General features: G+C 32.6%; 17 protein-coding genes. 9 read left to right on the top strand and 8 right to left on the bottom strand.

Annotated elements, in window-relative coordinates; translation table 11 throughout:
• Positions 1-81: 81 nt before the first annotated feature.
• From recN to ACXGSQ_RS10970, 8 genes are all read left to right on the top strand, one after another.
• The gene (recN, locus tag ACXGSQ_RS10935; RefSeq protein ID WP_458626218.1) at positions 82-1,734 is read left to right on the top strand and encodes a DNA repair protein RecN; all 1,653 of its coding nucleotides are present in this window, start codon (positions 82-84) and stop codon (positions 1,732-1,734) included.
• A 78-nt stretch (positions 1,735-1,812) separates the two neighbouring features.
• Positions 1,813-2,631, top strand: coding sequence for an enoyl-ACP reductase FabI (locus tag ACXGSQ_RS10940; protein WP_458626219.1), 819 nt, complete (start codon positions 1,813-1,815; stop codon positions 2,629-2,631).
• Between the two features lie 214 nt (positions 2,632-2,845).
• Positions 2,846-5,467 (top strand): T9SS type A sorting domain-containing protein, encoded by a 2,622-nt coding sequence (locus ACXGSQ_RS10945; RefSeq protein ID WP_458626220.1) that lies wholly within the window; start codon positions 2,846-2,848, stop codon positions 5,465-5,467.
• Between the two features lie 173 nt (positions 5,468-5,640).
• Positions 5,641-6,642 carry a glycosyltransferase family 2 protein gene (locus ACXGSQ_RS10950; RefSeq protein WP_458626221.1) on the top strand — a complete coding sequence of 334 codons (1,002 nt, stop codon included), beginning with the start codon at positions 5,641-5,643 and terminating at the stop codon, positions 6,640-6,642.
• A gap of 23 nt (positions 6,643-6,665) precedes the next feature.
• Positions 6,666-7,610 (top strand): YbbR-like domain-containing protein, encoded by a 945-nt coding sequence (locus ACXGSQ_RS10955; RefSeq protein ID WP_458626222.1) that lies wholly within the window; start codon positions 6,666-6,668, stop codon positions 7,608-7,610.
• Position 7,611: 1 nt separating this feature from the next.
• Positions 7,612-8,199 carry a dephospho-CoA kinase gene (gene coaE / locus ACXGSQ_RS10960; protein ID WP_458626223.1) on the top strand — a complete coding sequence of 196 codons (588 nt, stop codon included), beginning with the start codon at positions 7,612-7,614 and terminating at the stop codon, positions 8,197-8,199.
• A 72-nt stretch (positions 8,200-8,271) separates the two neighbouring features.
• On the top strand, positions 8,272-9,840 hold the full coding sequence (locus ACXGSQ_RS10965) for a sensor histidine kinase (RefSeq protein ID WP_458626224.1): 1,569 nt from the start codon (positions 8,272-8,274) through the stop codon (positions 9,838-9,840).
• A gap of 9 nt (positions 9,841-9,849) precedes the next feature.
• On the top strand, positions 9,850-10,557 hold the full coding sequence (locus ACXGSQ_RS10970; RefSeq protein WP_458626225.1) for a response regulator transcription factor: 708 nt from the start codon (positions 9,850-9,852) through the stop codon (positions 10,555-10,557).
• A 100-nt stretch (positions 10,558-10,657) separates the two neighbouring features.
• On the opposite strand, the gene miaA is transcribed toward ACXGSQ_RS10970, so the two are convergent.
• From miaA to ACXGSQ_RS11010, 8 genes are all read right to left on the bottom strand, one after another.
• A complete protein-coding gene (gene miaA / locus ACXGSQ_RS10975) occupies positions 10,658-11,575 on the bottom strand; it encodes a tRNA (adenosine(37)-N6)-dimethylallyltransferase MiaA (protein ID WP_458626226.1) in 918 nt (305 codons plus the stop codon).
• A gap of 15 nt (positions 11,576-11,590) precedes the next feature.
• Entirely contained in the window at positions 11,591-12,487 is an 897-nt protein-coding gene (locus ACXGSQ_RS10980) for an ion transporter (RefSeq protein ID WP_458626227.1), read from the bottom strand.
• A gap of 24 nt (positions 12,488-12,511) precedes the next feature.
• Positions 12,512-14,452, bottom strand: coding sequence for a DUF3857 domain-containing protein (locus ACXGSQ_RS10985; RefSeq protein WP_458626228.1), 1,941 nt, complete (start codon positions 14,450-14,452; stop codon positions 12,512-12,514).
• A gap of 5 nt (positions 14,453-14,457) precedes the next feature.
• A complete protein-coding gene (locus tag ACXGSQ_RS10990; RefSeq protein ID WP_458629350.1) occupies positions 14,458-15,822 on the bottom strand; it encodes an exonuclease domain-containing protein in 1,365 nt (454 codons plus the stop codon).
• Between the two features lie 99 nt (positions 15,823-15,921).
• Positions 15,922-16,581, bottom strand: coding sequence for a YggS family pyridoxal phosphate-dependent enzyme (locus ACXGSQ_RS10995; protein ID WP_458626229.1), 660 nt, complete (start codon positions 16,579-16,581; stop codon positions 15,922-15,924).
• A 68-nt stretch (positions 16,582-16,649) separates the two neighbouring features.
• The gene (locus ACXGSQ_RS11000) at positions 16,650-17,888 is read right to left on the bottom strand and encodes a DUF1015 domain-containing protein (RefSeq protein WP_458626230.1); all 1,239 of its coding nucleotides are present in this window, start codon (positions 17,886-17,888) and stop codon (positions 16,650-16,652) included.
• A gap of 125 nt (positions 17,889-18,013) precedes the next feature.
• A complete protein-coding gene (locus tag ACXGSQ_RS11005; protein WP_458626231.1) occupies positions 18,014-18,904 on the bottom strand; it encodes a 3-hydroxyacyl-CoA dehydrogenase family protein in 891 nt (296 codons plus the stop codon).
• A gap of 90 nt (positions 18,905-18,994) precedes the next feature.
• Positions 18,995-19,954, bottom strand: coding sequence for a Gfo/Idh/MocA family protein (locus tag ACXGSQ_RS11010; protein ID WP_458626232.1), 960 nt, complete (start codon positions 19,952-19,954; stop codon positions 18,995-18,997).
• A 152-nt stretch (positions 19,955-20,106) separates the two neighbouring features.
• On the opposite strand from ACXGSQ_RS11010, the gene ACXGSQ_RS11015 reads away from it, so the two are divergent.
• The gene (locus ACXGSQ_RS11015) at positions 20,107-20,748 is read left to right on the top strand and encodes a protein-L-isoaspartate(D-aspartate) O-methyltransferase (protein ID WP_458626233.1); all 642 of its coding nucleotides are present in this window, start codon (positions 20,107-20,109) and stop codon (positions 20,746-20,748) included.
• The last annotated feature ends 71 nt before the right edge of the window (positions 20,749-20,819 follow it).

A 20,819-nucleotide genomic window follows, 5' to 3' on the forward strand; every position in this document is an offset into this window, starting at 1 on the left:
GAGTCTTCAAATATATTTCCAATGTAATTTCTCATTACTTAGCCTTAAAAACTTAATTTTGTAATATAAAATTATAAGCGCTTGTTAACAACACTTCACATAAAAAATTACGCACTCATTGATGAGTTAAACGTATCATTTAATAATGGTTTAACTATTATTACAGGAGAAACGGGAGCAGGTAAGTCCATTTTATTAGGTGGTCTTTCTTTAGTATTAGGAAAACGTGCAGACCTTAGTCAGGTGAAAAATACTGATGAAAAATGTGTAATAGAGGCCACTTTTGATATTGCCAATTATGATTTAAAATCGCTATTTAAGTCATTAGACTTAGATTACGATGTACAAACAATTATTAGACGAGAGATTTTGCCGTCTGGAAAATCTAGAGCCTTTATTAATGATACACCTGTTACTTTAGAAAGTTTAGTTGGGTTAAGTAGTTCTCTTATAGATATTCATTCACAGCACCAAACACAACAGTTAACACAAGATGATTATCAGTTTAAGGTAATCGATGCTTTAGCCGAAAACAAATCGAATTTAGACGCATTTTCTAAAGCTTTATTGAGCTTTAAAACACTTCAAAAATCTTTAGAAGAATTAAAACAGTCTAAAGCCGAATTGATAAAAGAGTATGATTATAATCTGTTTTTATTTAAAGAGCTAAATGAAATTAATTTAGAGAAAATAAAAATTGAAGATTTAGAGGCGCAGTACGAAGAACTTAATAATGTTGAAATCATAGGAGAGAAGTTAGGTAGTACTAAGTTAATCTTAAATGCAGAAGACCTTGGAGTGATTGATCAGATTAATTCGGTAAAACAAGAATTGTCTAGAATTGCCAATTTTGGTGCGCCTTATGAATCTTTAAAAGAACGTATTATCAGTGTTGGGATTGAGTTAGATGATGTACTTATTGAGATTGATAAGCTTGAAGACAATTTAATTACAGATCCTCAAGAGTTAGATCGTATTAATAGCAAACTTCAAATTGTAAATAATTTATTCCAAAAACATGCTGTTTCAGAAATAGAAGATTTAATAGGAATAAAAAACGATTTAAAATTAAAAATTGATAATACTGAGAGTTTAGATCAATCGATAATTGATAAAGAACAAGAGATTTTAAAAGCCAAAGAGAAATTAAATCAAATAGCTTTAAAAATTTCTAAGAATAGAAAAAAAGTAATTCCTGTTTTTGTATCAAAGTTAGAAGCTATTCTTTCAGACTTAGGTATGCCAAATGCCAAATTCAAAGTTGAATTAGAGCCAACGAATCATTTTTTTAAAAATGGAAAAGATAGCTTACAATTTTTATTTATGGCTAATAAAGGGTCTAGTTACAACGAACTTAAAAAAGCGGCTTCTGGTGGTGAATTGTCGCGTATCATGTTAGCGATTAAATCTGTGTTAGCAGAATACATTCAGCTACCATCTATTATGTTTGATGAAATAGATACTGGTGTTTCTGGTGAAATTTCAAACAAAATGGGAGAGATAATGAAACAAATGAGTCATAGAATGCAAGTCTTTACGATTACACACTTACCTCAAATTGCAGCTAAAGGAAATTCACATTTTAAAGTCTTTAAAACGGATATTGAGGATATTACGCATACGCAACTTAAAAAACTAAATGAAGAAGAACGTGTCGTTGAAATTGCTCAAATGTTGGGTGGTTTAACCATTACAGATTCTGCAATGGCACATGCTAGACAGTTATTAAATTAAAATCTAAAATACTAAGTTTAAAGTTGTATTAACTTTGAGCGCTATACAATTCAATAAAACCAACATAACACTGTAAACATGTCATATAATTTACTAAAAGGAAAGAGAGGAATCATATTTGGAGCTTTAGATGAAAATTCTATTGCTTGGAAAACAGCTGAGCGCGTACATGAAGAAGGAGGAACATTTGTGTTAACCAATTCGCCAGTTTCTATACGTATGGGGCAAATAGACGAACTAGCTAAAAAAACAGGGGCACAGATTATTCCTGCTGATGCCACATCAGAAGAAGATTTACAAAATTTAGTAGCACAGTCTATGGAAATTTTGGGAGGTAAAATTGATTTCGTTCTACATTCTATTGGGATGTCTATCAATGTGAGAAAAGGAAAACATTATACGGATCAAAATTACGCTTGGACACAAAAAGGAACAGATGTTTCTGCGATGTCCTTTCATAAAGTAATGCAAACACTTTATAAAGCTGATGCGATGAATGAATGGGGAAGTATTGTGGCCTTAACCTATATGGCAGCACAACGTGTTTTTCCAGACTATAATGATATGGCAGACAATAAAGCCTATTTAGAAAGTGTAGCACGTAGTTTTGGTTATTTCTTTGGTAGAGATAAAAAAGTAAGAGTAAATACAATTTCACAATCACCAACACCTACAACTGCAGGTAGTGGCGTTAAAGGCTTTGATGGGTTTATAGCTTATGCAGAAAAAATGTCTCCTTTAGGCAATGCTACAGCGATGGACTGTGCTAATTATACTGTAACGTTATTTAGTGATTTAACAAAGCGAGTAACATTGCAAAATTTATACAATGACGGAGGCTTTAGTAATATGGGGGTAAGTGATGAAGTCATGGAAACGTTTGTAAAGAACCAGTAATCTAATAAAAACTTATTCTGAAAGCCATTATACAATTTGTATAATGGCTTTTTTTTGGTTAGTCTCGAAAAAATATTGTGAACTACCTTAGAACTATAGCGCCTTATGTTTTATGTCGATATTTTATACATTTTAACGATTTGAAAGTTAAACTGAAGTTTATTATGAATAATTAACATATTTTTAAAGAATTACTAACTTAAATATTAATTTTATGAAGAAAATTACATTATTCATGGCGATTTTATTTACATCGCTTTCTTTTTCTCAAGTTACCATAGGTACCAGTAACGACGGTGGACTTTTTGAATCACCTCCAGTAACAGCTTATTATGGTTATTCTTATGGTCAATCTATTTATTTGGCTTCGGAAATAAACTCTACGGGTGATATCACATCGATGGATTTTCAGCTTATAGCAGGAGCCGATATGTCATCTGCAGATGAAATGGTAGATGTTTGGATTGGACATACTACTAAATCTTCATTCGAGTCTACAACTGATTGGGTAGATGTTTCAACTTTAACACAAGTATTAACTAGTGGAACCGTTACTGTAGCAGCAGATGTTTTAACAGTAACATTTAGTACTCCATTTACCTATAATGGAACAGATAACTTAATCATTGCTTTTGATGCAAATGAAGCAGGATATGGAGGTGGATCTGATCGTGTTTCTGTAACAGATGGCCCTACATCTAATTTGTCATTAGTTTATAGAACAGATACAGCTTTAAATAATCCAGACCCATTAGCACCACCAACAGGGGTTTTATTTCAGTCTAGAGGTAATGTTACTTTTAATGGAATAAGTCCGTTATGTGCACCAGCAGCGGCTACTGCTTCAATAGTTGAAGATTGTGATAACGCTCAATTCTCAATATTAGTAGATGTAACTGATTTAGGCGACTCTACTAATCTTGAAATCACTAACGATGCCGGTGTTGCTTCTACAACAGTAACTGCAACAGGTGAAGTAACTGTTGGGCCATTTCCAGTGGGAACGCCAGTAGTATTAACACTTGAAAGTGAAAATAATGATTTATGTGATGTTGCTTTAGATACAATATTAGATTTCTGCCCAACTGCAGCTAATACATTAGATTATTATAACTTACAATGGCCTGCTACATTAACCTTTCCTGAAAATGAAACAACAGAGCAAATGGTTTATGCTCAAGCTTACGAAGCTGGCTTAACAGATGTAGCTGTTGGAGAAGCAGCAGCAGGTATAGAAGCTTGGATTGGCTATAGCACTACGGATACAGATCCTTCTACTGAAGATTGGACATGGGTGGTTGCTCCATTTATATCAGAAGAAGGTTTTAACGGTAACAATGATCAGTTTCAATTAAACATGCAGAGTCTAGGTTTAGCTGAAGGTACGTATTATTATGCAAGTCGTTTTTCGTTAAATGATGGACCATATATGTATGGTGGTATTTTAACTGATGGTTCTAACGGTGGAGCTTGGGATGGCACAACTAATGTTTCTGGAGTATTAACGGTTACAGAACGTTTGCCAGTTCCTGGAGATGATTGTTCAAACCCTATTGTTATAAGCACTTTACCGTATAACACTACTGATGACACTGTAAATTATACCAATTTTTTTGGTAATGGTGATAGTTCTTGTAATGATAATTATTTAAGTGGAAATGACGTTGTGTATACATATACACCAAGCGCAGATGCTAATATTAATTTGAATTTAACAGAATTAACCGATACGTGGTCTGCTATTCATTTATTAGATGGCTGTCCTACAGATGAAGCAGCAACTTGTGTTGGTTTTGTCGGTTCTTCTGGTAATACTGATAGAGGTATTGAAGCTGTAGATGTTGTTGGTGGAACTACTTATTATATTGTGATTTCTACATTTGCATCGCCATACTCTGTAGGTTATACCTTAGATATTACAGAAAACACTTGTACTAATGCTACAGCTACATATACTGTGGTTAGTGATTGTGACACTAGTGGTGGTTTTAATATCGAAGTAGATATTACAGATATGGGAACAGCTACAGAAGTTTCTGTAACTGACGATCAAGGTAATGCTGCTCAATCAGCAACAGGAGCAACAATGTTAACATTTGGTCCTTATGTAAATGCTACGGATGTGGTAATTACGATATCGGATATGAATGATGCAAATTGTGTACAAACAAGTGATACTTTAACGCAAGTAGCATGTCCGCCAGCGAATGATGATTGTGCAGGTGCAGAAGCTCTTACAATTGGTGCTACTGTTGCAGGAAGCACAGTAGGTGCTACTGGTGCAGCTTCTTCATCTTGTGATGGTACGATAGGTAATGATGTTTGGTATACAGTTACTGGTGATGGAGGTGAGATAACAATTACTGTAGACGCAGCTACTGTTGATCAACAAATTGGTGTTTTTGAAAGTGTTGATTGTGCAGGAATAATATTGGGATCTTGTCTTGAGAGTGCGGATGGTTTCACTAATCCTTCATCAGTAACATTTACTTCAACTGCAGGAACTAATTATTATATCCAAGTTGGAGCTTGGTCTAGTACTTCTGGTGATTCAACTTTTGCTATTACTGTAGAAACAACATTATCTACAAATAATTTTGAAACTGAAGCAGCGTTCTCTTATTATCCAAACCCAGTTAAAAATACGTTAACATTAAATGCTCAAAATACCATAGAGCATGTGGCAATGTACAATATGCTAGGTCAAGAAGTATTAAGAGCGACTCCTAATGCTGTGGATAGTGATTTAGATATGTCTAACTTGCAAACAGGGACTTACTTTGTAAAAGTAACTATTGCAAATGTGACTAAAACAATACGAGTGATTAAGCAATAAGCATTATACGCTTTATTGAATACAGAAAAGCCGCTAATTTTAGCGGCTTTTTTTTGTTTTAAAAGCAAATGTTTCAAAACCCTGTTTTTCGTTTTTGTGCTATGGTATAAACCTTCAATTAAAGCTAGAGTAACTGTTAAATGTTGCGATTGGTTTATTTATCTTTGTTGCCTATGAAAACTATTGATTTTTCTTTTGTTATTCCTGTTTACAACAGACCAAACGAGATTAAAGAACTGCTAGAAAGCTTTTCAAACTTTGAAGGGCAATATGATTATGAAATTGTAATTGTTGAAGATGGTTCCGAGGAAACAGCAGAGGCGGTTGTGATACCATTTAAAAATCAATTGAATATTTCTTATTATTTTAAATCTAATACTGGGCCAGGTGATTCTAGAAATTATGGGATGCAAAAAGCAAAAGGCAACTATTTTATTATTTTAGATTCAGATGTGTTACTACCTCCTAATTATTTAAATGAAGTTAAACAGTTTTTGACAACCTCATACTATGATTGCTTTGGTGGACCAGATGCGGCGCATAGCTCGTTTTCAAATCTTCAGAAAGCTATTAATTTTGCGATGACCGCTTTTATTACCACAGGAGGTATACGAGGTGGAAAACAAAAGGTCGAAGACTATCAGCCACGAAGTTTTAATATGGGAATATCTAAAAAGGCATTTTTAGCATCAGGTGGATTTGGTAAAATTCATCCAGGTGAAGATCCCGATTTATCACTACGTTTACAGCAATTAGGCTTTAAAACAACACTAATTCAAAATGCGATTGTGTATCATAAACGACGTATTTCTTGGTCTAAATTTTATAAGCAAGTCCATAAATTTGGAATGGTAAGACCTATTCTTAATCAATGGCATCCCAGCTCTAAGAGCATGGTTTATTGGTTTCCAACACTCTTTAGTTTTGGTTTTATCACGTCAATAATACTGGCGTTTTTTAAAATTAATTTACCACTCTATTTTTATGGATTATATTATGCTATAGCTTTTGTATTGGCGTTAACAGCTAATCAAAGTATAAGTGTAGCGTTTCAAGCCTTGTTAGCCATAAGTATTCAGTTTTTTGGATATGGTTTAGGGTTTTTGAAATCGACATTTAGTTTAGTTATATTAGGTAAAAAGCCTAAAGAAGCATTTCCACAATTATTTTTTTAATTTAAATGAACACTAAGAAAAACTTGAACATATTAGACCATTTAAAAAAGAAGAAGGTTAAACAGTTTAGCCTATTTTTTGTGGTAGCCTTTGTCTTTTTAATTTTTTCGAAATTATCTAATGACTATAAGCAAACCATAAAATTAAAAATTAATTTAGTTAATGTAGATGACGAAATTTTATTAATTAATGATTCTACAAACTATATTCAAGCTTATGTAGAAGCTAAAGGATTTGCGTTGATGCCATTTATATTTAACAATTCTAAAGTTTTAGACATCGATGCTAAAAGTGATGTTACGATAAAATCAGATAATTATATATTCGATGTAGCAAAGCACAAGTATCTTATAGAGAGTCAACTAGGTAACGCGTACGATTTAATTTCTATAATGCCAGATACACTTTTAATAGCGTATTCTAAAAGAGCCTCTAAGACCGTTCCAATAACGTTTAATAAAGCCATTAATTTTGCGGTAGGCTATGACTTAAAAGGGGAATATAATTTTGATATAGATAGTGTTAAAGTTGTAGGTTCTGAGGAGGAAGTGAATAAAATTAAAGCATTAACGACGCAAAAGTTAGTATTAAATGATGTAAAAAATGATATTGAAAGTGTGGTTTCATTAGACGTTTCAGCGTATCATAATATCGATATCTTTCCTAAGACGATTATGGTAACGGGTAAAGTTGCTCGTTTTACAGAAGGGATAATAGAAGTACCTATTGTAATCACGAATCAGCCAGAGAATGTCGTTATTAATTACTTTCCTAAAACGGTTACACTTTCGTATTATGTAGATTTAGAAAATTATAATGCCGTAAAAGCGTTAGATTTTAAAGTAGAATGTGATTATGCTAAATTAGAAGAAAACCAAACATTTTTAATACCAAATGTGGTTAAGAAACCAGCTTTTGTAAAGCATATTAACATTAAGCAAAAACAAATAGATTTTATTGAATTGTAATATGGTAGTAGGATTAACAGGAGGAATAGGCAGTGGGAAATCCACTATTTTAGAGTGTTTTAAATCTTATGGAGTACCTGTGTATATCGCTGATGACGAAGCAAAAGCTTTAATGAATCGTTCCAAAGTAATTAAACGGAAGCTCATCCAATTGTTTGGCGAAAAAGCGTATATAGACAATCAGTTAAACAGGCCTTATTTAGCTTCGAAAATTTTTAATGATAAGGCATTATTATCTAAAATGAATGCTATTGTACATCCCAAAGTGGCAAGGCATTTTAAACACTGGCTTGAGAAACAAAAGGCTAAATATGTTATAAAGGAAGTGGCTATTATTTTTGAAAATAACCTGCAAGACCAATATGATTATATTATAACTGTTGTTGCAGACGAAGATTTAAGAATTCAACGTGTGATGCAGCGCGACCATACTTCCATGGAAAAAGTAAAGGCTATTATTAAGAATCAATGGCCTGATGCAGACAAGATTAGTAAATCAGACTTTGTTATCGTTAATAACAATCTACAAGATGCTAAAGAACAAGTACTTAAAATACATCAAACCTTACTTGCAAAATTAGACGCCTAATTATTAACTTTCATTTGTTAACGTTAGGTTAAACCTAATTTATACTAAATGTTAAAATGTTAAATTTGGCTAATGAGCAGAAAACTATTTGTGTTATTGATAGTTTTAATGAGTTTATCACTCATTGGAATTATTTTTGTGCAATCATTTTTTATTAATAACAGTTTAGAAAATGAAGATAAAAACTTTACGTTTAGTGTTAAACGATCTTTAAGTTATGTATCTAAGGCGATTGAAGAATATGAGTTTAGAAATTATTTCGAAAAAATCCGTCCATATTTAAACAAAGATAATCAGATGGATTCTTCCATTATTAAGCAATTGCTTATAGCGGAAGACGATGATATTAATGATAAAACGATAGTACATCGCAATACGGTTTTAGAAGAACGTTTTAAGGTTCCTTCGTTATTTAACGAAATTGATGCCGATAGTTTTAGTATCAGTAAGTTGTATAGTGAGCGTGTAACTGAGACTTATAATATTACCACCATTGATGGTGTAAAACGTATAGATCCAGAAACACGAATTAGAGAATATTCATCATTAGGTGCTTTTGATAAGCACGTTTATGAAGATTCGTTTAAAGATCTGTTAAAAGATAAATTAGTTTATGATCGGGTTACTGCAAAACAAATAGAAAATTTTTTAAGACGCGAATTGCAAGATGAAGGTGTTAATCTAGATTTTGAATTTGCTATTTACGATGATGATTTAGCAACCAAAGTGCAGTCTCAAAATTTTGAAATGTCACCAAATGCGCATGGTGTTAAGATATTTTTAGATAATAATAATGAAAGTACTTATAATCTCTGGATTGATTTCCCAGAAAGAAAGAAGTATCTAATTTCATCAATATTTTGGATGATTATACTTTCAATAATATTTACAGGTATTATCATTATTGCGTATGCAAGTGCTATTTATCAATTAATTAGACAACGACAAATATCGCAGATAAAGACGGATTTTATAAACAATATGACGCATGAGTTTAAAACGCCAATAGCAACAATTAATTTGGCTTTAGACTCTATTAAGAACCCTAAAATAATTAATGACCAAGAAAAGGTATTACGTTATTTAGGAATGATAAAAGAAGAGAATAAACGTATGCATGCCCAAGTAGAAAATGTATTACGTATTTCTAAGTTAGATAAAAATGAACTAAATATAAGTAAGGAACGCTTAGATTTACACGACTTAGTAGAAGATGCTATTACACATGTAGAGTTAATCGTTGAAGATCGAAAAGGATATGTTAAAACACATTTTAATGCGGACCATACTTCAATTTTAGCAAACGATACGCATTTTACAAACGTCATCGTTAATATTTTGGATAACGCTATTAAATATTCAGATGAGGCACCAAAAATAGATGTGTATACTGAAAATGTAGGAAATAATATTATTGTAAAAATAGCAGACCAAGGTAATGGGATGTCTAAGGCTGTTACTAAACGCGTGTTTGAGAAATTTTATAGAGAACACACCGGTAATGTACACAATGTTAAAGGGCATGGTTTAGGTTTAGCATATGTTAAAAAGATTGTAGAAGACCATCATGGTCACATATCAGTAGAAAGTGAAAAGGGAAAAGGCAGTACTTTTATTATAAAGATGCCGTTAATATCATAAAAACGAATTATGGAAGAACAAAACAAAAAAATTCTTTTGGTAGAAGACGATCCAAATTTTGGAACTGTTTTAAAAGATTATTTAATGATGAACGATTACGACGTTGTCCATGCTAAAAATGGGATGGAAGGTTTTGAGAAGTTCAAAAAGGACGACTACGATCTTTGTATTTTAGATGTTATGATGCCTTATAAAGACGGTTTTACGTTAGCAAAAGAAATTAGAGAAAAAAATGAAGATGTACCTATTATATTCTTAACGGCTAAAGCCATGAAAGAAGATGTGCTTAAAGGGTACAAAGTAGGAGCCGACGATTATCTTAACAAACCATTTGATAGTGAAGTTTTGTTAATGAAAATAAAAGCTATAATGCAACGTAAGGCTAAAGATACCGTAGCAGATAGCAAACAATTTGAATTTAAGATTGGTCGTTTTGATTTAAACTCCAAATTGCGTTTCCTTAAATTTGATGGTGGTGAACCGTCAAAATTATCTCCAAAAGAAAATGAATTATTACGTCTTTTGGCCTTACATGAAAATGATTTAATGCCAAGAGAATTAGCGTTAACAAAAATATGGCGAGACGATAATTACTTTACCTCTCGAAGTATGGATGTATATATTGCTAAATTGCGTAAATATTTAAAACCAGATCCGAATGTGGAAATTTTGAATATTCATGGTGAAGGCTTTAGATTAGTTATTAATAACAAATAAGCATTATATTTTATAGAAAAAAATCCAGAGCATTGCGCTGGATTTTTTTTTGATATCAACTTAAGGTGCTTTAATAATTATAAACCATAATATATAAGGCTTACATCTTATAAGTGTTTATATGGTTGATGATGTCTTCGATATTAGTTTCGTAATCAAACCAAGTTATAGTATTATCTTTTCTAAACCATGTCAGTTGGCGTTTCGCAAAACGTCGCGTATTTTTTTTGATTTCAGAAATAGCAAATTCTAAAGTAGATTCCCCTTCAAAATAGGCAAATAACTCTTTATAACCAACCGTATTTAAAGCATTAAGGTCTTTATAAGGCAATAGTGATTGAGCTTCGTCTAAAAGCCCATTTTCAATCATTAAATCCACACGCTGATTAATTCTATCGTAGATTATTGAGCGATCTGCATTTAATCCAATTGTAATCGTTTTAAATGTTCGCGTTTTTTCAGGATTAGTGAGAAAAGAAGAGTAAGGTTTGCCAGTGCCTATACAAATCTCTAAAGCTCTAATGACACGTTGAGGATTATCTATTGTAATGGTATTATAGGTTTCAGGGTCTAAGGATTGAAGCTGCTCTTGTAAGGGAATTAAGCCCTCTTTTTCATGTTGAAGATTAAGTGACGTTCTTATATCACTAGCAACTTCAGGAAAGTAATCTAAGCCTTTAGTCACAGCTTTAACATACAATCCAGAGCCTCCAACCAATACGGCAATAGGATGGTGTTGATGTAAATCTTGAATTTTTGAAATCGCTTCCCGTTCAAATTCCCCTACACTATAAGGCTGATGAATGGATTTATGCTGAATAAAATGATGTGGCGCTGCATTTAATTCTTCCTCAGAAGGTACAGCAGTACCAATAGCCATATCTTTAAAGAATTGACGAGAATCTGCTGATACAATTTCAGAATTAAAATGTTGAGCTAATTTTATACTTAAAGCGGTTTTACCAATAGCAGTAGGACCAACAATAGTAATTACAAAGTTTGATGGGGTTTTAGACATTACACAATATGTAATTTAATGATGGAGTGGCTGACCACAATTGTAACAAAAATCAGCATTATCTCTGTGATTTGAAACATTACAGTTATCACAGTGTTGTGAGTTGAGATGAATAGTTATATTATCATTCTCTTGCTTAAGGGCTGTAGTTTTATTTTGCTCTAAAGCTTCGTTTTCTTTATTAGCCTTTTGGCTAGTTTTGACATATTCTGCAGATACAATTCCAGTAGGTACAGCGATAATTCCGTAACCAAGTATCATTATAAATGTGGTGATGAGTTGGCCTAGAGCCGTTTGTGGTGCAATATCACCAAAACCAACAGTCGTAAGTGTAACCACACACCAATACACACTTTTTGGAATATTATCAAAACCGTTCGCTTCTCCTTCAACTAAATACATAATAGTACCAAAAATCACCGAAGAAATCATTACAGCAAATAAAAACACCATAATTTTTACACGACTTGCAATTATTGAATCTTTAAGTTGGTTTGAAGCCCCTAAGTATCGTGCTAATTTTAAGATTCTAAAAACTCTGAGTAATCGTAATGCTCTTAGTGTAACTAATGCTTGTGCTCCTCCAAACATGAATGTTAAATACATTGGTATGGTTGATAAAAAATCAATTACACCAAAAAAACTAAAGATATATTTGAAAGGTTTTTTTACAGTGATAATTCTTAAAATATATTCAATAGAAAATAATATAGTTACTATCCATTCGCCAATATATAAGAGTTTATGGTATTCTCTGTCAATACTAACCACGCTCTCTAGCATTACTAAAACAATACTGAGTAGTATAAATACTAACAATAAAATATCAAAAAGCTTCCCCGATGGGGTGTCTGCTTCATAGATAACTTCGTGAAGTACCGATTTCCAAGTTGGTTTCTTATTCGATTCCATATTCTAAATGTACGAAAAGTTAAATTATTGTTTTTCTAAAGCAATAACAGTGTTGTTTTGAAGCTCTACCACTTTAGCCATAAATGTTTTTAAATAGGGATAATATTCAGGTGCATAGATCGGTAAATTAAATTTAACTTTAAAATAAAGTAATAATACTTGATCCTTTAAATCAATATTAAATAATAGGCTACCAGAATTGTTGGGCAATACATAATTGAAGGCTTTCGGAAGTTCTATTATTTTTAAAGCGTCGTTAAGATTAATTTTCATGCTATAAATATAAATCTCTTTATAACCAAAATCGATAGGATAGGTTCGTTCTTGAAGCTTAAAAGGGTTGTCTTCAAAGAATTTTATAATAAAAGGATTTAAGTAAATTTTATTCCTAATGAATTCAGGTTCAATCGCTATTTCTAAATCTTCATTAAATGTTGAATCCGATTCGTCTGAAATGTTGTATTTTTCAATAATAATGTCTGGATGATTATTAATTTTAGCCTCTAAATAATTTGAAGAATTCTCTTTATATTGTTCTTTTGGCTCGTGTGCATGGTAACCTGTGTAGGTACTATTGATATTTCCAACAAATTGGTCGTCTACAAATGAAGTTAAGTCCACGCGATGTGCTCTTGTAGAAAAGCCGTTAATAGCGATATCTTCCCATTGACTGCCATTATCAAAATCGATGAGTCTTCCGTACTGATTTAAGGCTCTAAAAGGTAATTCGCCAAATGATAAGTAAGGCTCTGTAGCATCTAAATAATAAGGCTTACCATCTATTATTGTTTTTAAAATAACATAATTAAAATCTGAAAGTACAGGATAAACTTTCGTTGCTAAACCATTACCTCTTGTAGACATTAAAATAGGATAAACTTCAATGTCTTCATTATATAACAGGTTTTCTAACAATAAATTTATTTCAAATGCACTACCTACGTTTTCTTTTAATAGTGTTTTGATAGAAACGTCATAACGTTCTGATTTTCCATTCCATTTGTAATTATCAAGAACATAATTATAAATGGTTTTCGCTTTTTTGAGTTGATCTGTAATTGCGGTAATTGAATCTGGTAGGCTATTTTTAACGAGACTTTTTTTACTTATTTGTCTCCCAAAATCGGCATCTGTTTTAAGTTCGTGGTCAGCATCTTTCCAGGTCTTAGTAATTTTATCGATTCTACCATCAAATGTGTTGTACACACTCAATTCGTATTCTAGTCTAGATGTATAATTTAAAGATGTTGTTGTAAAATCTTCAGCTTTGTAAGCTGGTATATTTTTCATTATATACTTTGAAACACTGCAATCTGAGGCCGCGCCATTTCCAAGACGAAGGCACTCCTTTTTTAGACTAACATCATGTGTGTCAAAAGGAATTCCTCCAACTAACTTTATATGGTATTCATAATTAGCGGGTATACTTGTATTGTATTCGCTGTACAAAACGGGGTCTCGATCTTGAAAATACCATGGTTGATATTTTGCCATAAATTGAGATTGTGTTTCGTAGCTTATGGTTATGACGCTACCGTCTTTTACATTAGGTAATACAAATCGAACAAGGGTGTAATTCTCGTTGTCTTCTTTAAAAATGGCATTTTCGGTTAAATGAGTCTTTACAATCTCTCCATTCTCAAGGTTATAAGTTGTGCCTTTTATAGCTTTAATTTTTTCTTTGGATGATTTCCCTTTGTAGAGTTTTACCTCAAATTCACCTCTATCAATACCATCAGGTCTTAAGACCTTAATCTTTTGCTTATTTTCTACTGTAAGCCAAAATGTTTTAGAATCTACAAAAGCGTTACCATAATCATAAATAACTAATGCGCTGGCGGTTGAATCCTTTGCATAAGTGTTAAGTTCTAAATCGCTTTTAGAAACTGACATTGCCATATTATAATCTTGCGAAAAGGACATAAAAGTAGCAAAAAGTGCCACAATTGTTAATTTATTGGTCATGTGTATTAGTTTAAATCAACAATTTTCAGCCTTTTATGCCGTCTCATATAGCTCTGAATAATATGTTGGGTATCCCTGTTGTTTTCCATTGGTGTAATAAGGGATTTTAAAATAGCTCTATTATTGATTTGATGGTTTAAATCAAAAAAGCCCATTCCTTTAAAAATACCATTTTCTATTAAAAACACGCTTTTTTCTTCAATATCACGACCTTTATCAATAATAAGCATATTTTTATTGGCATAACTATACGTTTCTATTAATGAATTTACCCGCTCATTATAAGCTTCAACAGGCTCTTCATTAATACAAGCTCCCAAACATTCCTTTACTTCATATTTAAAACAACTTGTGGTTGTGGTGTATAATCCGGTTAATTTTTGACATAGATTATAAGTCTCAACGGCTTTAAACAAAAAGTGCTTACCGCTTGTTCGTGTACTAAAGGTTGTAATAGGAGTTTCTTTTCGGTTAGATTTGTCTATAAACAGATTGATATAACCATTTTTATCTGTAGAACTGTATAACGCATGGGTAAAAATAGTTCGTCGTAATGCTCTATTAAAAATTGGTTTGTTTGCTTTTATCTCAGCACTTTCCTTTAGTAGTGCCGCTAATTCACTTCCTGTTTTTTCAAATGTAACGGTATGAACTAACTTTTGAATTTTCTTAGACTTAGAATTAGTTCCTGTAAAATGCTGAATAATTCGTTTTCGGATATTGTTACTTTTTCCAATGTAAATAATTTCACCTTTGGCATTGTGCATATAGTATACACCTGTATCAGAAGGTAATTCTTCTATAATATCTTTAAGATTAGGAGCTATATTCGATTTTTTTTCAACCTTAATGGCATCCTTTACAATGACCTTATCTAAATCTTTGTTAAGTAACATCTTAAATAGCTTTACGGTGGCCATAGCATCTCCATTAGCTCTATGTCTGTCACTCATTGGAATCCCTAAAGCACGTGTTAGTTTGCCTAAACTATAAGATTCCATATCAGGAATAAGTTGTTGAGATAACTCAACAGTACAAAGTGTTTTTCTTTTAAAAGGAAAGCCTAAACGTTTAAATTCTGTTTTAAGAATTCTATAATCAAAGGAAGAGTTATGAGCCACAATGATACAATCTTCTGTAATTTCTACAATGCGTTTGGCTACTTCATAAAATTTTGGAGCATTTTTTAGCATGTTAGAGTTAATACCAGTGAGGTTTACAACAAAAGGTTGAATTTCGCGCTCTGGATTAACAAGTGAAATAAATTGATCAGTTACTTTGTGACCGTCAAATTGGTAAATAGCAATTTCAGTAATGCCTTCTTCATTGAATTTTCCTCCTGTGGTTTCTATGTCTAGTATTGCGTAAATAGTAATATGTTATTTATTGTAAGTCATTAATAACTGTAAAAATGAATCGGTATCCTTGTAAGACTACCGCATTATTTATGATTTGAAATGACCGTTATATTAATTATAATTGCGAGCTCCAAAGATACTACTTCCAACGCGAACCATTGTACTTCCACAATCAATTGCGAGTTGGTAATCTCCACTCATTCCCATACTTATAGTTGTGAGTTCTGTGTTTAGTGTTTTAAGCGCTGTAAATGTATGCTTTAAGAATTTGAATTCGTTTTCAACTTGGGTCATATTATCTGTGAATGTAGCCATTCCCATAACACCTACAACTCTAATATTCTTTAATTCAGAAAATTCATCGGACTGTAAAAGGATAGAAGCGTCTGTGGCTGACATTCCGAATTTACTATCTTCTTCGGCAATTTTAATTTGAAGTAAACAATCTATAACTCTATCATGCTTTTTGGCTTGCTTGTTAATTTCATTTAATAACTTGAAGCTTTCTACTCCATGAATTAAACTTACAAATTCAGCCATGTATTTTACTTTATTGCGCTGAACGTGCCCAATCATATGCCATTCAATATCTTTTGGCATTTGTTCATGCTTTTCAGCCATTTCTTGGATTTTATTTTCTCCAAAAATACGTTGTCCAGCATCATAGGCTTCCATTAAATCACTAACCGGTTTCGTTTTAGAAACGGCAACAAGCGTAACGTGTTCTGGTAAGGTTGATTTTATATGATTTAAGTTTTCTTTGATGTTCATTTCTTAAAATTTATTGGATAAGCTGTTTACCATTTATGACTTCTAAATAGCGAATAATTAAACATATTTTAATATTCATAAATGGTAATTCCACTTCGTAATTTAGGTAAAATATAAGTGCTTTTTGGAGGCATTGTTAATCCCTCGTCTGCAATTTGCTTCATTTGTTGCACGTTAGAAGGGCACATACCAAAACCAACGGCAAAATCACCATCGTCTACACTACTTTTAATGGTAATCATTTCATGCTGCCCACTAACATACGAAATACGGCTGTCATTTCTTAAATCTTCAATACCTAATATAGGTTGAAGTATGGTTTTATAAAGCAGTTGGGCATCTAATTTATCTAATGAGGTCTTAAACTCGTAACTGGTTTTTCTTAAATAAAGGGAATAAAATTCACCGTCTAAATACATGCTAAAATGATGTGGTTTAGATGGTGAATACGGCATTAAACCGCGGTTTTCTATGCGATATGTCGCATCTAATTTAATTAAAAACTCTTCTTTTGACAACCCGTTTAAGTCTTTTATAAGCCTATTAAATTCGTGAATAATTAAATCGGATTCAGGAATTAAATACGACATAAAGAAATTATACGATTCATCTCCATTGTGATTTGGATTCTTAGCTTTTTCTTCTTTATATAATAGGTAAGAGGACGCCGAACGGTGATGACCATCAGCAATATAAATGGTGTCTAATGTTTTAAATTCTTTTTGAATCGTAGAAACAATATCCTCGCGATCTATTTTCCATAAATAGTGAGTGTCTCTATAAGTCATTGTAAATTCAAATTCAGCATAGCCTTTTTGCGTTTCCTTAATTATAGCATTAATGACAGAATTGTCAGGATAAGTAAGGAGAACAGGCTCTGCGTTAAAACCTACAGTTTGCAAATAGCTTTTAAACGTTTCTTCGCGCTTTGCAATGGTGTCTTCGTGCTTTTTTATAATATCATTTTCGTAATCTTCAGCACTTGTTGCTGCAATAATACCGTTAAATTCTTGACCTAATCGATTTACAATTTTGTAAACATAAAACGAAGGCTTTTCATCTTGAACAAATATCCCATCTTCTTTAAATTCTAGATAGCGATTTTTAACGAGATTATAGCGTTCATCTCCCGTCACTTCTTGGTCGTACTTATAACCAGGATTAACGATATGAAGAAAGCTGTAGGGATTATAATCCATTCTTGAATCGCGCTCATCAACGGTATAACTTTGGTAAGGACGTGCTGCAACTAAGCCAACAATAGCTCTTGTCGGTTTTACTGCTTTGAATGGTTTAACTATTGCCATATGTAAGATTTATGTCGTCGAGAATTGGTTCACTATAAAAAGCGAAGTAATCTCATTATTATGCTATAGCATGTTTTAATAATGAGATTACCGCATTTTTTTGTCGTTGTTAAGACGCTGTATGTTTATTTAGAAAACTGGGTAGAAACTTTTTCTGCTTTACGGCTTTCGGCATAATCGTAAAAGCCTTCGCCAGATTTTACTCCTAATTTTCCAGCCATTACCATGTTTACTAATAATGGGCATGGAGCGTACTTCGGATTTTTAAAGCCATCATACATAACATTCAAAATTGATAAACAAACATCTAAACCAATAAAATCGGCTAGTTGTAATGGTCCCATAGGATGTGCCATACCTAATTTCATTACGGTATCAATTTCCGCTACTCCAGCAACACCATTATAAAGTGTTTCAATAGATTCATTAATCATTGGCATTAAAATACGGTTAGCCACAAAACCAGGATAATCATTAACTTCCGTAGGTACTTTGCCTAATGTTTTAGATAACTGCATGATTATAGACGTTACTTCATCACTTGTACTATAGCCTCTAATAATTTCTACCAATTTCATAATTGGTACAGGATTCATAAAGTGCATACCAATAACTTTCTCTGGCCTAGACGTAACTGCAGCAATTTGCGTAATAGAAATAGAGGATGTATTGGTCGATAAAATTGTGTGTTTGGCACAAACCTCATCAAGTTGTTTAAAAATTTTGAGCTTTAAGTCGATGTTTTCAGTTGCCGCTTCTACAACTAAATCTACATTTTTTACACCTTCTTCCGTACTGGTAAATGTTTTAATATTTCCTAAAGTTTTAGATTTATCGGCTTCGCTAATTTTTTCTTTAGCAACCATACGATCTAAATTTCTAGAAATAGTATCCATACCTCGTTTTAAAGAAGCTTCACTAATATCTATAAGTTGTACATTAAATCCTGATTGTGCAAACGTATGGGCAATACCGTTTCCCATTGTTCCTGCACCTATAACTGCTATGTTTTTCATTAAAAATTGTAATTTTTATTCCTGAGACAACAGGAATTTGTTAATCTATAATATTTGTATGATTTGATAAGATTTCCGCTTCCGCTGAAATTAAAACTGATTAATAATCATAGTTGCCACTCGTAAGGCTTCTGTTCCATCGTGTAGCGTTACAATTGGTTTTGTGTTGTTATTAATTGCATCTGCAAAGGTTTCTAATTCGTCTAAAATCGCGTTGTTGTTTGAGATTTCAGGATTGTCAAAATAGATTTGCTTTTTAATGCCTTCTGCATTTTGAAGAATCATATCAAAATCTCCTGGGTTTTCGGGCGCATCTTTCATTTTAACCACTTCACATTTCTTTTCTAAAAAGTCAACAGAGATATAAGCGTCTTTTTGAAAGAAACGCGTTTTTCGCATGTTTTTTAATGAAATTCGACTAGCCGTTAAATTGGCAACACAACCGTTTTTAAACTCAATACGTGCGTTGGCAATATCAGGGGTTTCACTCACTACCGAAACTCCACTTGCCGAAATATGCTTTACAGGAGATTGTACGACACTTAAAATAATATCAATATCATGAATCATTAAATCTAAAACGACAGGAACATCTGTTCCACGAGGATTAAACTCCGCCAATCTATGACATTCAATAAACATCGGATTTTTAATCTGTTCTTTAACTCCAATAAAGGCAGGGTTAAATCGCTCTACGTGGCCAACCTGACCTTTTACACCGTGTTCAGCAACCAAAGTTCTAATGGTTTCAGCTTCTTCTACGGTATTTGTAATAGGCTTTTCTATAAAAATATGTTTTCCTTTTTTTATGGCTTGTTTCGCACAATCATAATGAGAAAGGGTAGGAGTGACAATATCTACGACATCGACTGCTTCAATTAAACCGTCTATAGAATCAAAATATGTATAACCAAATTCCTCAACTACGCGTTTTGCGTTTTCCGGATCAGCATCGTAGAAACCTACAAGTTCAAATTTATTAGATTGGTTAAGAAGTCTTAGATGAATTTTACCAAGGTGACCAGCACCAAGAACACCAGCTTTTAGCATGTTTTTCTGTTTTTAACAAAAATAGTCGTTTTCACTCAGAAATTGAAAAAAGAAATTGTAAAATACTGAGGAATTACTAATTCAATAAAGTTTAAATTCTTCCTTTGAACTTGTAATTCTTTAAATTAATTTAGCGTAAACTAAATTACGCTTTGAAAGATACATTTAAGCACCAGGGAATGCGACAGCAACTTGTTGATACGCTGATAAAAAAAGGAATAAAAGATAAAGGAGTTTTAAAAGCCATAGGTAAAATTCCGAGACATTTGTTTATGGATTCGGGATTTATAGATCATGCTTATCAAGATAAGGCCTTTCCTATTGCTGCAGATCAAACCATTTCTCAACCTTATACCGTTGCTTTTCAATCGGAATTACTACACGTAAAACCTGGAGATAACGTTTTAGAAATTGGAACAGGTAGTGGCTATCAAACTGCTGTATTGTTAGAGCTTGGTGCTAAGGTTTTTAGTATTGAGCGTCAACAAGAATTGTTTAAAAAAACGTCAAAATTTTTACCTAAAATTGGTTACCGAGCTAAAAAACTCATTTTTGGTGATGGTTATAAAGGTATGCCTGAAGAAGCTCCGTTTCAGAGTATTATTGTTACCGCAGGCGCCCCTTTTGTACCCAATCCTTTATTGAGTCAATTAGCGATTGGAGGTAGACTCGTAATTCCTGTTGGAGATAACGTCCAAGTAATGACGTTATTTATTAGAAAAGGCCTTAAGGAGTTTGAAAAACAGGAGTTTGGTGATTTTAGGTTTGTACCTATGTTAGAGGATAAGAATTAATTTTTTTAGAATAACGACCATTTTGCTCATAAAATTATATTAAGACTTGAGTTGTGAAGTGCAAATAAGTA

The sequence above is a fragment of the Winogradskyella sp. PC D3.3 genome (assembly GCF_054366245.1).